The organism is Massilia paldalensis, assembly GCF_044901715.1.
GTDB lineage: Bacteria > Pseudomonadota > Gammaproteobacteria > Burkholderiales > Burkholderiaceae_D > Telluria > Telluria paldalensis.
Window position 1 is genome coordinate 1,384,968 of the sequence record NZ_JBJCIU010000001.1, and the last position, 12,789, is coordinate 1,397,756.

General features: G+C 71.3%; 10 protein-coding genes. 5 read left to right on the forward strand and 5 right to left on the reverse strand.

All coding sequences use genetic code 11. The features are described 5' to 3' along the window. Positions 1–8 precede the first annotated feature (8 nt). Positions 9–1,310, forward strand: a complete 1,302-nt coding sequence (locus ACI1V7_RS06115; RefSeq protein WP_404530853.1) for an aminotransferase class V-fold PLP-dependent enzyme — start codon at positions 9–11, stop codon at positions 1,308–1,310. 6 nt (positions 1,311–1,316) lie between these two features. On the opposite strand, the gene ACI1V7_RS06120 is transcribed toward ACI1V7_RS06115, so the two are convergent. Then, positions 1,317–2,327: a transporter gene (locus tag ACI1V7_RS06120; protein ID WP_404530854.1), complete on the reverse strand. Its 1,011-nt coding sequence runs from the start codon at positions 2,325–2,327 to the stop codon at positions 1,317–1,319. Between the two features lie 70 nt (positions 2,328–2,397). After that, on the reverse strand, positions 2,398–3,543 hold the full coding sequence (locus ACI1V7_RS06125) for an alpha/beta hydrolase (protein ID WP_404530855.1): 1,146 nt from the start codon (positions 3,541–3,543) through the stop codon (positions 2,398–2,400). 200 nt (positions 3,544–3,743) lie between these two features. Here ACI1V7_RS06125 and ACI1V7_RS06130 point away from each other — a divergent pair, with 200 nt between their 5' ends. Continuing rightward, positions 3,744–3,902 carry a hypothetical protein gene (locus ACI1V7_RS06130; protein ID WP_404530856.1) on the forward strand — a complete coding sequence of 53 codons (159 nt, stop codon included), beginning with the start codon at positions 3,744–3,746 and terminating at the stop codon, positions 3,900–3,902. Positions 3,903–3,940: 38 nt separating this feature from the next. Here the strand turns inward: ACI1V7_RS06130 and zwf are convergent, their stop codons facing one another. Next, positions 3,941–5,407 (reverse strand): glucose-6-phosphate dehydrogenase, encoded by a 1,467-nt coding sequence (gene zwf / locus ACI1V7_RS06135; protein WP_404530857.1) that lies wholly within the window; start codon positions 5,405–5,407, stop codon positions 3,941–3,943. Between the two features lie 223 nt (positions 5,408–5,630). Between zwf and ACI1V7_RS06140 the strand changes: the two genes are divergently transcribed. The 3 genes from ACI1V7_RS06140 to ACI1V7_RS06150 are packed head-to-tail and all read left to right on the forward strand — an operon-like array spanning position 5,631 to position 8,542. Beyond that, positions 5,631–6,956, forward strand: a complete 1,326-nt coding sequence (locus tag ACI1V7_RS06140) for a DUF3422 family protein (RefSeq protein ID WP_404530858.1) — start codon at positions 5,631–5,633, stop codon at positions 6,954–6,956. Between the two features lie 54 nt (positions 6,957–7,010). Beyond that, complete coding sequence (locus ACI1V7_RS06145) at positions 7,011–7,592, forward strand: sigma-70 family RNA polymerase sigma factor (protein WP_404530859.1); 582 nt, start codon at positions 7,011–7,013, stop codon at positions 7,590–7,592. Then, positions 7,589–8,542, forward strand: a complete 954-nt coding sequence (locus ACI1V7_RS06150; RefSeq protein ID WP_404530860.1) for a hypothetical protein — start codon at positions 7,589–7,591, stop codon at positions 8,540–8,542. Before ACI1V7_RS06145 ends, ACI1V7_RS06150 begins: the two co-directional genes overlap by 4 nt. On the opposite strand, the gene ACI1V7_RS06155 is transcribed toward ACI1V7_RS06150, so the two are convergent. Then, complete coding sequence (locus tag ACI1V7_RS06155; protein ID WP_404530861.1) at positions 8,543–11,533, reverse strand: DUF2135 domain-containing protein; 2,991 nt, start codon at positions 11,531–11,533, stop codon at positions 8,543–8,545. Between the two features lie 86 nt (positions 11,534–11,619). Continuing rightward, on the reverse strand, positions 11,620–12,747 hold the full coding sequence (locus ACI1V7_RS06160) for an FAD-dependent monooxygenase (RefSeq protein ID WP_404530862.1): 1,128 nt from the start codon (positions 12,745–12,747) through the stop codon (positions 11,620–11,622). Positions 12,748–12,789 lie beyond the last annotated feature (42 nt).

A 12,789-nucleotide genomic window follows, 5' to 3' on the forward strand; every position in this document is an offset into this window, starting at 1 on the left:
GCGACGCCATGACCACACCGAACTTGAACCGCAGGACCCTGCTGTGCGGCGCCGCCGGCCTGGCGCTGGGCGCGCACGGCCCCGCCGGCGCCGCCGAGGCCCCGGGCACGCCGGCCGCGGGCGCGGCCGGCAGCGCTGCCGGCGCCAATGCCGTCGACTGGGACGCGCTGGCGCGCCACTACGACGTCGCCACGGAATTCGTCAACCTGGAGAATGCCTACCTCGGCGTCATGGCGCGTCCCGTGCTGGAAGCGTACCGGCACAATATCGACGTGCTGAACCGGGGAAGCTCGCACTACCTGCGCACGCGCTTCGACAGCGTCGAGCGCGACGCGATCCGCGCGCGCCTGGCCGCGCATACGGGTGTCGCGCCGGGCGAGCTGGCGCTGACGCGCAATGCCTGCGAGTCGCTGCAGAACCTGATCGGCAACTACCGCCTGCTGCGCCCGGGCGACGTGCTGATGATGGGGGACCTCGACTACGACGTGGTGCAGGATGCGATGGCCGCGACGGCGCGCCGCGGCGGCCACCAGCTTGTCACCGTGCAGACGCCGGAGCCGGCCACGCGCCAGGGCGTCATCGACGCGTACGAGCAGGCCTTGCGCCAGCATCCGCGCACGCGCCTGCTGCTGCTCACGCACGTCAACAACCGCACGGGCCTCGTGACCCCCGTGGCCGAGATCGTGCGCATGGCGAAGGGCCGCGGCGTCGACGTCGTGGTCGACATCGCCCAGTCCTGGGGCCAGCTGGACTATGCGATCCCGGATCTTGGCGCGGACTTCGTGGGCGGCAACCTGCACAAGTGGATCGGCGCGCCGCCGTGCAGCGGCTTCCTGGCGATCCGCGCGTCGCGCCTGCAGGACATCGCGCCGCACGCCGGCAACACGCTGTACCCGGACGGCGACGTCCGCGCCCGCGTGCACGCGGGGACGATGGACGTGCCGGCCGTGATGACGATACCCGCCGCCCTCGACTTCCATGGCCGCGTCAAGCTGGCCGACCGCGCCGCGCGCCTGCGCCAGTTGCGCGACCGCTGGGTGCACCAGGTGCGCGAGCTGCCGGGCGTGCAGGTGCTCACGCCGGAAGACCCCACGACGTATGGCGCGCTCACGTCGTTCCGCATCCGCGACAAGACGCGCTACGAGGACAACGTGGCGCTGGCGCGCCGGCTGGCCGACGACTACGGCATTTTCACCGTCGCGCGCAAGGGACCGGCCGGCGGCGCCTGCATCCGCGTCACGCCGTCCTGGTTCACGCGCAACGAGGAGCTCGACCGCCTGGCGGCGGCCATCAAGGCGCTGGCGGCCTAGGACCCGTCAGCGCGGCCTCTGCAGGCGCAGCAGGATCCACGCGATCGCCCCCGTCACGGCGGCCGTGAAGCCCAGCACGATCCAGAACCCGTGCGCGTGCTGGGACAGCGGCACGCCGCCCACGTTCATGCCCAGCAGGCCGGCGATCAGGTTGATGGGCAGGGCCATCACGGTGACGATGGTGAGCAGGAACAGGCTGCGGTTGTTGTCCTCGTTGACCTGGGCCGCGATCTCTTCCTGCAGCAGCTTGATGCGTTCCTGCAGCGCGGCCAGGTCGCGCAGCACGACGGCGAATTCCTCGGTCGACTGGCGCAGCTCCTCGCGGTCGTCGCGCTCGACCCAGGCCGGCGGGCGCTGCAGCAGGCGGAACAGGGCGGCCGGCTCCGGCGCCAGCAGCCGCTGCAACCGCACCAGCACCCGGCGCAGCGCGCCCAGGTCCTCGCGCCGTCGCGTCAGGCGGCCCGCCAGCAGCTGGTCCTCGGTGGCGTCCACGCGCTCCACGGCTTCGCGCACGATGTTGACGAGGATGTCGGCCTGGTCGCGCAGCAGGTGCACGAGCAGCTCGGCCGGCGAGCGGATCGGATTGCCCTGCAGGACGTCCTGGCGCAGCCGCTCGATCGATTCCAGGGGCTTCCTGCGTGCGCTGATCACGCCGCGCGGCGTCACGTGCACCCACAGGGTCGAGATGTCGGCGCTGTCGAAGGAAAAATTATGCTGGACGTCGTTGACGACGGCGATCAGGGCGTCTTCCGCCACCTCGATGCGGGTCGAGCGCGAGCCCTGGTGCAGGATCTCGTAGAACTCGTCGGGCAGGCCGGCATGGGCGCGCAGCCAGCGCTCGCTGGCCGCGTTCGACAGGTTGAAGTGCAGCCAGGTGAAGCGTCCTGGCTCCGGCTGCCCCATCCAGGCCGCCGCCTCGGCCGCGTCGACCTGCCGTGCCGTGACGCCTTCGCCCATCAGGAAGCCCCAGACCAGGCCCGATACGTCGGATCCGTAGCTGAACGCCGCTGTCGCCATGTGCCGCCTCATCCAAATGAAGATGCGGCATTGTAGAGCAACAATATGACAAGCGCGGCGGCCCCGCCGCTCACTTGGCGATCGCCAGCGCTCCCTGCGCGGGACCGTGTCCGTCGCCGGCCCCGTCGTCGATCCCGTCCAGCCACCCGAAGATGGCCGGCCACAGCGTCGCGTGGGCATTGCGCCCCACCAGCACGCCCACGTGTTGCAGGTTGACGCCGACGTCGCCGCGGTAGTGCAGCAGCAGCTTGTCCGCGCTGCCTGCCGCCTCGTGGAAGGGCAGCACGGCGTCCAGCGGGATCACCTTGCTGCGCGGGTCGGCCACGCTGGCCAGCGGCGCGCGCAGGTCGGCCGGGCCGATCGTGCGCCCGCTCACCTGCAGGCGGCCGCGCGTGAGCTCGTCGTTGCGGTACAGGCGTTCGACGATGTCCGTGAACAGGCGGCCCGGCAGCGGGAACTCGTCGTGGGTCCAGCGCTCCACGCGCATGTAGTTGGCGAGCGCCTGGCGGTCCGGGTCGAGCATGGACAGCCAGCGGTCCGTCATGCGCTCCCACTGGAAGGCCTGCGGCTCGGCCATCGCGCTCATCATGTTGAGGAAGACGCCGGGCACCTGGCCGAAGGCGTCGGCGATGGCCTTGGCGTCCGAAACGGCCCGCACCAGCGGGTTGAAGCAGCAGGATGCCGGTTCGAAGTGCAGCGGCGCTTCCAGCAGCACGGTCGCGCGCAGCGCCTCCGGGTACAGCGCGCTGTGGATGGCGGCCAGGATGCCGCCCAGCGAATGGCCGGCGATGACGGGCGGCTCGTCCGCCCCGTCCGCCGCCATGGCCCGGCGGCAGGCCGACAGCAGGCGGTCGCCGTAGGTATCGAAGCCGAAGCCGTCGCCGTCGCAGTCCTTGCCGTCCACGGGCACCCATTCCGCCAGGTAGACGCGCCAGCCCCGTTCCAGCCAGCGCCGCACGACGCTGACTTCGGGCGCCAGGTCCCAGATGTAGGAACGCTTGATGGGGGCCGGCACGATCAGCACGGCCTGGGTGCCGGTGTCGCCGTAGCGGCGCAGCTTCAGGCCGGGCTCCTCGTGCAGCACGGTGTGCGGCGTCTCCTGCGGGCCGTAGCCGGCCCGGTCCAGCATCGTGCCGCGGGCCTGGCGGCTGCGGTCCATGTTCTTCAATGCCTGCACCCCCAGCGGCCCGAGGGCATTCCAGTTACTCGTCGTCATGGCGTTTTCGTCTGAGTCGGGACAAGGCACTCTACGCCAGCGGCCCGCGCCTTCCAAGCGTGTTCCGATACAACGCGGCACACGTTTGCGGCGCGCCAAAGCGGTTCGGCATGCTGCGGTGCAGCGAAACTGCCCGCACGCGCGCACTGGATTCGCGCCGCGAACGGGACTATATTGACAGCAAGAGGAGGGGAGATGCCATGCTCAATCTATTCCAAGGCTTCGAATCCGATATTGCCCTGCAGGCGACGCTGCTCGTGCTGGGCTGCGCGACGTTCTTCGGCGTACTCTGGTGCAGCCGCTGTCCGGACTGCAATTGGCTGGAGTGGATCAGCGGGCGCGGCGAGGATCAGCGCTGACGGTGCAGCGCTGATCGCCAAGCCCGATAGGACGGGGCTTACTCGACCCAGTGGAAGCCGTCGCGCGCCAGCAGTGTGAACGCTTCCGCCGGGCCCCAGGAGCCGGCCGCGTACGGATGGGGCTTCTCGTTCAGCGTCTGCCAGCCTGCGATGATCGGGTCGGCCCATTCCCAGGCCGCTTCCAGCTCGTCGCGGCGCATGAAGTGGGTCAGGCGGCCGCGCACCACGTCCACCAGCAGGCGTTCATAGGCTTCGGCGCGGCGCTGCTGGAAGGCCGATTGCAGGTCGAGGTTCAATGCTACCTGCTGCATCTGCATGCCGCTGCCCGGCTGCTTGGCCATGATCTGCAGCTTGATCGCTTCTTCCGGCTGCAGTTCCATCACGAGGCGGTTGGCGACGCCGCCCGGCATGTCCGGGAACAGCGGGAACGGCGGATTGGCGAACTCGATGACGATCTTGGACGAGCGGCGCGCCATGCGCTTGCCGGTACGCAGGTAGAACGGCACCTTGGACCAGCGCCAGGTGTCGATGAAGGTGCGCAGCGCCACGAAGGTTTCCGTCTTGCTGTCTTCCGGCACGTTCTTTTCTTCGTGGTAGCCCGGCACTTCCTGGTTGCCCGACACGCCCTGCACGTACTGGCCGCGCACGGTGTCGCGCGCGATGTCGGCCAGCGTCGGGCGGCGCAGCGAGCGCAGCACCTTCAGCTTCTCGTCGCGCACGGCGTCCGGCGACAGCGAGGTGGGCGGCTCCATGGCGACGATGCACAGCAGCTGCAGCAGGTGGTTCTGGACCATGTCGCGCATGGCGCCGGTGCCGTCGTAGAAGCCGGCGCGGCTGCCCACGCCCACTTCCTCGGCCACCGTGATCTGCACGCTGGAGATGTTCGGCGCGCGCCACAGCGGTTCCAGGATCGAGTTACCGAAGCGCAGCACCATCAGGTTCTGCACCGTTTCCTTGCCCAGGTAGTGGTCGATGCGGTAGATCTGCGATTCGGCGAAGTGCTTGCCGACGGCCTCATTGATCTCGATGGCCGAGGCCAGGTCGTGGCCCAGCGGTTTTTCCAGCACCACGCGCGAGTGCTCGTCGACGAGGCCGGCCGCGGCCAGCTTTTCGCAGATGGTGGTGAACAGCGACGGCGCCGTCGACAGGTAGTACACGCGCTGGGCGCCGGGGCGCGAGGCGGCGGCCAGGGCGCCGAAGTCGGGCGCCTGCTGGACGTCGAGGCGGACGTACTCGAGCAGGTGCAGGAAGCCGTCCCAGGTCTTGTCGTCGAAATTGTCCTTCGGGATGAAGGTGCGCGAATGCTCGCTGACGTGGGCCAGATACGCTTCCCGGTTGAATTCCTGGCGTCCCGTCGAGATGATCCGGGTCGAGGCCGGCAGATTGCCGTGCAGGAAGGCCGAATACAGCGCGGGAAGCAGCTTGCGCATGGCGAGGTCGCCCATGCCGCCGAAGATGACCATGTCGAGGGGAAGGCCGGTATCTTGCTCTGTCGTGGATTTCATTCTGTCTGAAGGCTCGAATTAGTGGATGAGTTCGTCCGCCGGGCGACCTGTCGATGCGCTGCGCCGGGCCCATAGCTTACACCGTGGACAGTGATTAGCAAATATGGCCATGTCTTCCGGTCCGTCGACGCGGGCCTGTTGCCATGTAGAATGACGGTGGAGACTGACAGCGCAGACAGGCCGCAGAGCCCGGCGCCGCCCCACGAACCGATGCACCAGGACCATGAACACCGCTTACACCAGTCTCAGTCACGCCCAGCGCGTCCCCCTCGCCGCCGAGATCCATTCGCGTCCCTTCCTGCAGGTGGAAGCGCCGGAAGCGATCACCCACCTGGCCGTCTACCGCGCCAGCGAGTGCGGCTCGCGCAGCAGCAACGGCCCGGACCAGCACGCGCTGCTGGTGCAGCTGTGCGCCCATTTCGGCGTGGCCGCGCCGAACGCCGCCGCCAACCACTTCTACCACGACTTCGGCCGCTTCCGCCTGAAGTGGGAGTGCCATACGGAGTTCGCCAGCTACACGTTCACGGAAAAGATCGCGTCGAAGCTGCCCTTGGAGGAAGCGTTCGACAAGGTGCCGCTGGCCCACCTGCCGCAGGCCTGGATCGGCGCGCTGCGCGGCCGGCTGATGGCCGCCGTGCACGTGGTGCTCGACCGTGGTCCGGCCGACCAGATGGTGCTGCAGGACGCCTTCAGCGCGACGACGCTGGTCGGCTCGCGCGTGATGCAGGGCGGGGAGGTGTGGACCGATTTCGCGATCCAGGCCGACGGCTTCTCGCGCTTCGTGCTGCGCGACGTGGACATGCGCGCCCAGCAGGCGCCGCGCCTGGTGCAGCGCGTGCTGGAGATCGAGACCTACCGCATGATGGCGCTGCTCGGCCTGCCGACGGCGCGCGAGGTCGGCGCCGCCCTGGACGACATCGAGGCCGAGCTGGCGCTGCTGGCCGCCCGCATGGTCGACGGCGACCATCCGGAGGGCGCGGACCAGGAGCTGCTGGACCAGATCACGCGGCTGGCCGCGCGCCAGGAAAAGCTGTCGCTCGACCACGGCTACCGGTTCTCGGCCTCGAAGGCCTACCACCGCCTGGTGAAGGCGCGCATCGAGGAATTGCGCGAGGCCCGCATCGAGGGCGTGCCGACGGTGGGCGAGTTCATGGACCGGCGCCTGTCGCCGGCGATGAGCACCTGCGAATCGACGGCCGTGCGCCTGGACGCGCTGGCGCGCCGCATCGGCAACGTCAACGACCTGCTGCGCACGCGCGTGTCGATCGTCCACGAGAACCAGAACCGCCAGATCCTGCAGTCGATGGACCGGCGCGCGGCCCAGCAACTGCGCCTGCAGCAAGCCGTCGAGGGCCTGTCGGTGGCCGCGATCTCCTACTACGTGATCGGCCTGCTGGGCTATGCGGGCAAGGCGCTGCACGGCATCGGCGTGCCCATCAACCCGGAGGTGACGACGGGCGTGCTGGTGCCCGTCGTGTGCGGCACCGTCTGGCTGGGCCTGCGCCGCATGCACCACCGGATGCAGCGCCGCGCCCACCATGCCCATTGACACACAGTGAGCGGACCAGGCCTCGCGTCCGATGCGCGATGGTATGATGCGGGCATGGCGACCGACCCCTCCGACGAAGACCTGGCCCTGCGCTACCGCGATGGCGACCTGGCCGCCTTCGAGGAACTGTACCGCCGCCACAGCGGCGGGCTGTACCGGTTCATCGCATGGCGTTCGCCGCGCCGCGAATGGGTCGACGAGATCGTGCAGGACAGCTGGGCCGCGCTGCACCAGGCGCGCGGCCGCTACGTGGCGAGCAGTTCGTTCCGCACCTACCTGTACCAGATCGCGCGCAACCGCCTCGTCGACCTGATCCGGCGCGATCCGCGCACCGTGCTGGCCGGGGACAGCGCGGCGGCCGGTGCGGCGCTCGACGGCGCCGCCGACGACGAGGGCACGCCGGAGCGCCTGCTCGACGCGCGCCAGCAGACGGCGCGCCTGCACCGCGCCATCCGCACGCTGCCGGACGAGCAGCGCGAGGCGCTGGTGCTGCAGCAGTTCAGCGGCCTAGCGCTGGAGGAGATCGCCGTGTTGTGCGGCACGTCCGCCGAAACGATCAAGAGCCGGCTGCGCTACGCGATGCGCAAGCTGCGCGAGCAACTCGCCACCGAGACTTCCAGGGAGGCAGGAATATGAGCAGCCGGGACCAGGACCGCGACAGCCACGACGACGACCGCGAACTCGACGCCTTCCTGCGCGGCGAGGACGATCTGGCGGCGGCCTTGCGCGGCCTCGAACAGCCGGCGCCGCCGCCGGCGCTCGACGGGCGCATCCGCGCGCAGGCGCAGGAAGCGCTGGCCGAACCGGTGGGCGCGGCCAATGATGCCAACGACGCCAACGCGGCCAGCGATGAGGAAGAGCGCGCCCTGGTGGCCTCGCCGCTGGGACGCTGGCGCGCGCCGCTGGCGGTGGCGGCGACCGTCGTGATCGGCGTGTCGCTGGCGCTGCAGTGGGATGGCGGGCGCCAGGATACGGCGCCCGCGGCGCTGGCGGACTCCGAGCCGGCCGCATCGGCACCGCAGGCGCGCGAGCCGGCATCCGTTCCCGCGCCCGTCGCGGCGCCTGAGGTGCTTCCTGACGCGCTTCCCGAGGCGACATGGCAGCAGGAACCCGCGCCTGTCGAGAAGGCGATGCCTGGCCCGGCCCCAGGCACGCGGCAAGGGGGCGCAACGCATGCGGCGCCCACCCAAGCGGTGCGGCCTCCGCCGCCACCTCCGCCCGCGCCCGCGGCAAGCCCGGCGCCCGCGGCGCCCGCGGCTGCGCCTGCACCCGCATCCGCATCCGCCCCATCCTTCCACCTGCAGCACTTCGCCGCCCCGCAATCCGCCGAGGGCGACGCCGATGGCCTGGCCGTGCAGCGCCGCAGCGCGCCGGCCACGACCCACGTCGAGGTGACGGGCAGCCGCGTGACGGCGGCCGACGAGCGCCGTCCGCGCGAATGGCTTGCCGTGATCGGCCAGCTGCTCGACCACAAGCTCGACGACGACGCAAGGACGTCCTGGGCCAGCTTCCGGCGCGAATACCCGGACTACCCGGTGCCGGACGCACTGCGCCGGCGCCTGGACGGTCCGGCGGCGGCGCCCTGATCAGCGCCGCGCGGGCACCTCGAACTCGCCCACGAACACGGTGTCGCCGCGCCCGCGCAGCCGCAGCGTGACCAGTTGCTCCCGGGCGTGCGGCGTGCCGAAGCCCGTCGTCAGCCTGGCCTGCAGCGTCGTCACGCCCGCCACCACCTGGCGGCGGCTGCCGAAGAAGTTGGCTTCGACCTTGTACTTGCCCGGCCTGGCCTCGCGCAGCGAGAATTCCTCGGGGCCGTAGCCGCCGGTGGCGTCCCGCGACAGGCGCCCGCCCTGCCAGGTGCGCGGATGCGCATACATGCAGCGCTCGCCGTTCGGGTCCGTCACCCACAAGTCCATGTCGCTGTTGTCGGCGTCCCACGACAGCACCACGCGCAGGTCGAGCGGCAGGTTGCGCAGCAGGCGCGGATCGATGCGGCCCGTATCGACCTTGCCCCGGTTGGCCGCGACGATCGCGTTCATGTCGGCCAGCGCGATCAGCTCGACCTCGGCGAAGCGTGCGTCCCAGTCGCGCACGGCGACCTGGTACAGCGTGTCGACGGCCTGCTGCGGCCGTCCGGCGGCGGCGTATGCCAGGCCCAGGTCGCGCCACGACTGCGGCTCTTCCTCGGCGAGGCGCAGCACCTCCTCGAACACGGGCACGGCCAGCTCGGGGGCGCCGGCCTGTAGCAGGCGGTAGCCGAGCACGCGCAGCACGTGGCGGTTTTCCAGGTCCATCTCGGCCAGGTTCGACAGCACGCGCAGGGCCAGCATGCGGTCGCCCTTGCCCAGCAGCGTGTCGGCCACGTCCAGGTAGAACGCGGTGCTGTCGGCGTGGTCGGGCTTCTCGTCGAGGTAGATGGCATATGCCTCGCGTGCGTCGGCCCGGGCCATGCGGTCGAGGTAGCGTGCATCGGGCGTCCACGGGCGCAGCGCGATGGCGGCGGCGGTCGCGGCGCTCGTCGAAGCGCTATCCGGCGCGGCTACCGGCGTGGATATCGGTGCGGATATCGGTGCGGACGGCGGCGGAACATTGCCCGCGCGGCGCTGGACGGTCTCCGGCGCGGGCGCGGGGAGGAACGAGGACAGGAGCGACGGTGCCGGTGGCGGCGGCGGCATGACTCCCTCCGGCGCGCCCACCGCGCTGCCCCGCACCGTCACGAACATGGACTTCTCCGAAGGCAGCGCCGCGTCGGGCGGCGGAGGCTCCTTCGGGAAGCGGTAGGCCCACCAGGCCTGCTTGGCCTCGAAGTCGCGCACGACGCGCTCCAGCTGCTGCGCCCGGCGCCGTGCCACGCGGGCCGTGCCGTCGGCCTTCATCCTTTCCACTTCGGCGCGCAGCGCGGAAGGCGGCGCGATGTCGTAGCGGGCATAATCGCTCGCCAGCTCCAGCACGATGAGCGAGGTGTCCCCGGTGGGGATGCCGAAGCGGCGTCCCAGGCGGGCGATCTCGGCGCGCTTTTCCTCGCGCCGGTCCTGCAGCGCATCGATGCGCCAGCCGGCCCACAGCAGCGGCGCCAGCGGCTGGGCGGGACTGGACGGTGTCACGGGCACGGCCAGCGTGCGGCCGTCGTCCAGCGTCACCCGCAGCATTCCGTCCGGCCGTACGCGGCGCCCGGCCACGCGCAGCACGCCGCCGCGCACATCCTGCGTCTCGGGCTGCAGCGCGTCCAGGCCGTCGCCTTCCAGCGCGGCGATGCGCACGGCATCCTGCAGCAGGCCGGCGGCGGCGGCATCGACGTCGCCCGGCCCGAGGTCGACCAGGCGGCCGCGCGCCTGCCGGGCCAGGGCGTCCAGGCGTGCCGTGTCGGCGCCCGGGGCGGCGTTCACGGCATACAGGCGCTGGTGCGGCCCCAGCGCGGGGAAGGCATGGGTGCCGTAGTTGTCAATGCCGTCCGAGAACAGCAGGTAGTCGCCGGCCTGCCCGTCCGGCCGCCAGGCGCCCAGCGCGCTGGCGCCGTCGTACACGGTCGACGCCAGTTCGCGCCGCAGCGCCGACCAGTCGCCGCCGCGCACCCGGAAGTCGCGCGGCGCCTCGGCGCGGTCGCGCAGGCGCACCAGGCGCACGGCGATGTCGCCGGCTGCCCGCAGGTAGCGCTCCAGCAAGGCGAATTCGAGGTCGTGGCGGCGCGCCGCGCCGGAGCCGGAGCTGTCCCACAGCAGCACGAGATGGCGTGGCAGCGGCTGCGGGCGCGGCGCCGTCTCGACGGGGATCTCGGCGACGAAATAGCCCGTATCGTCGTGCATGCCCGTGAAAGCGCGGGGCGTGGCGTCGGCCTGGCCTGCGACGGTCAGCTGGCCGTGCGCGAGCGCGCTGCGGGGCACATCGGCGGCAAGGCCGTCGCCGTCGCGGTCCCAGGTCACCGCCTCCATGGCGCTGATCACGCGGGGCGCGCTGCCCGTGCCGTGCACGCGCACGCTGGCGCGCCACGCAGGGGCCCCGTCCGCGCCGGCGGCATCGACCAGGGAAGGCGGCAGGGGCAGCAGGTAGTGCCATTGGCCGCCGCTGCGCGCCAGCGCCTGGGCGATGCGCAGGCGCACGCGGCGCTCGCCGCCCGCCGGGATCGGGTAGATGCGCAGCTTGAAGTTGTCTCCTTGCGTGGCTTCCAGCAAGCCCGGATCGGCGCCGCGCCGCACGATTTCCTCGAACACCTGGCGGCCCCTGGCCTTGTCGACGGGGACGGCGGCGCGCATCTCGCCGCCGACGTCGAGCGCGAAGCCGACGATCTTCTGCCCCGGCGCGAGCGGAAACTGCAGCTCACCCTCGAGCACGCGCGCATTCGGGTTGCGGAAAGTGAGCTCGATGGTGGTGTCGGCCACGCCGGCGCCGATGTCGACGGCGACGCTGGCCGCCTGCAGGCGCACCGGCGTCTCGGCGCCGTGGACGACGAGCAGCGGCGCGGGCGCGGCGCGCGGCAGCGGGCGCGCCCCGTCCTGGGCGAGGACGGGGGCGACGGCCGGCAGGGCCAGCAGGCAGGCGAGTGCGAAGGCGGGGGCGCAGGCGGCGAAACGGTACTGCATGGGAGACTCCCGGTAGTGTCGATGGCCATGAAACGGCCGGATCGGCATCCCGGGGTCAACCGGCCCGAAAAAAACTGCCGGGCCGGTCAGCCGGCCGTGCGCAGCGGCCCGTAGGTGGCCGCGTAGTTCTTCGGCCCCACGAACGGCAGCAGCAGATTGCGCAGGAACGCGGGCAGGCGCGCCGCCTTCGACATCTTGTCCGTCATCGCCTGCACGTGATCGACGCGCGCGCGGCGGGCCGCCTCGAAGCGGGCGCCCGCGTCGGACCAGTCGCCGCCGCCCGCCAGGATGGCGCCCAGCGCCTGCGCGTCCTCGAACGCCAGCGCGCCGCCCTGGGCCCAGACGGGGGCCGTGGCATGCGCCGCGTCGCCGATCAGCACGACGCGCTCGCGGCTCCAGGCCGGCATGCGCACTTCCGCCAGCGGCGAATGGTGGATGTGGTCCGGGTGGGCCATCAGGAAGTCCACCGTGGTCGTCACGGCGGCGGGGAAGCCGGCGAAGACGTCGGCCAGGTCGCGGGTCGTGTCGGCCGAGGTGTCGCTGGCCCAGCCGTACACTTCACCATTGCCGAGCGGGATCAGCAGGAACAGGGCCTGCGGGCCAGCCCACACCTTCCAGCAGTCGACGCCGGGATCGGGGGCGATGAAGCGCCAGCTCGACGTCGACAGCACGGCGGAGCGCACGGCCGTGTCGGGGAAGGTGCAGGCGCGGGTGCGCGAATGCACGCCGTCCGCGCCGACGACGAGGCGCCCGTTGAAGACGCGGCCGTCAGGGGTGGCGACTGTCGCCGCGCCGCCGCCGGCGACGATCGATTCCACGGGGCTGGACAGGTGCAGCGTGTCTTCCGGCAGGCCGTCGCGCAGCAGCGCCATCAGCTCGCTGCGCTTGACGCAACGGGGACGGCAGGATGGTCCCCAGAACGCGTCCTCGTCGACCTCGAACAGCAGGCGGTCGCGGTGGTCGCGGTATTCGCGGCGCCGGGTGGGCGTGCCGAGCGTCGACAGCGCGTCGCCGACGCCCAGCGCGTGCAGGGCCGCGATCGCGTTGCCGGGCAGGTTGATCCCGAAGCCCTCGTTGGAGACGGTATCGCGCCGTTCGAGGACGACGTGGTGCACGCCCTGGCGGTGCAGGGTGCGGCTCATGGCGAGGCCCGCCAGGCCGCCGCCGACCACGATGGCGTCGACGTCGTGCGCAGGATGAATCGAAGGTGTCATTCCGTGTGGCTTTCAATAGCATGATGATGAACATGTAATCAT

What these genes read in the sequence shown, in the direction of transcription:
- ACI1V7_RS06115 (WP_404530853.1), top strand. Translation starts at nt 9, where the DNA reads ATGACCACACCGAACTTGAACCGCAGGACCCTGCTGTGCGGCGCCGCC.
- ACI1V7_RS06120 (WP_404530854.1), bottom strand. Translation starts at nt 2,327, where the DNA reads ATGGCGACAGCGGCGTTCAGCTACGGATCCGACGTATCGGGCCTGGTC.
- ACI1V7_RS06125 (WP_404530855.1), bottom strand. Translation starts at nt 3,543, where the DNA reads ATGACGACGAGTAACTGGAATGCCCTCGGGCCGCTGGGGGTGCAGGCA.
- ACI1V7_RS06130 (WP_404530856.1), top strand. Translation starts at nt 3,744, where the DNA reads ATGCTCAATCTATTCCAAGGCTTCGAATCCGATATTGCCCTGCAGGCG.
- zwf (WP_404530857.1), bottom strand. Translation starts at nt 5,407, where the DNA reads ATGAAATCCACGACAGAGCAAGATACCGGCCTTCCCCTCGACATGGTC.
- ACI1V7_RS06140 (WP_404530858.1), top strand. Translation starts at nt 5,631, where the DNA reads ATGAACACCGCTTACACCAGTCTCAGTCACGCCCAGCGCGTCCCCCTC.
- ACI1V7_RS06145 (WP_404530859.1), top strand. Translation starts at nt 7,011, where the DNA reads ATGGCGACCGACCCCTCCGACGAAGACCTGGCCCTGCGCTACCGCGAT.
- ACI1V7_RS06150 (WP_404530860.1), top strand. Translation starts at nt 7,589, where the DNA reads ATGAGCAGCCGGGACCAGGACCGCGACAGCCACGACGACGACCGCGAA.
- ACI1V7_RS06155 (WP_404530861.1), bottom strand. Translation starts at nt 11,533, where the DNA reads ATGCAGTACCGTTTCGCCGCCTGCGCCCCCGCCTTCGCACTCGCCTGC.
- ACI1V7_RS06160 (WP_404530862.1), bottom strand. Translation starts at nt 12,747, where the DNA reads ATGACACCTTCGATTCATCCTGCGCACGACGTCGACGCCATCGTGGTC.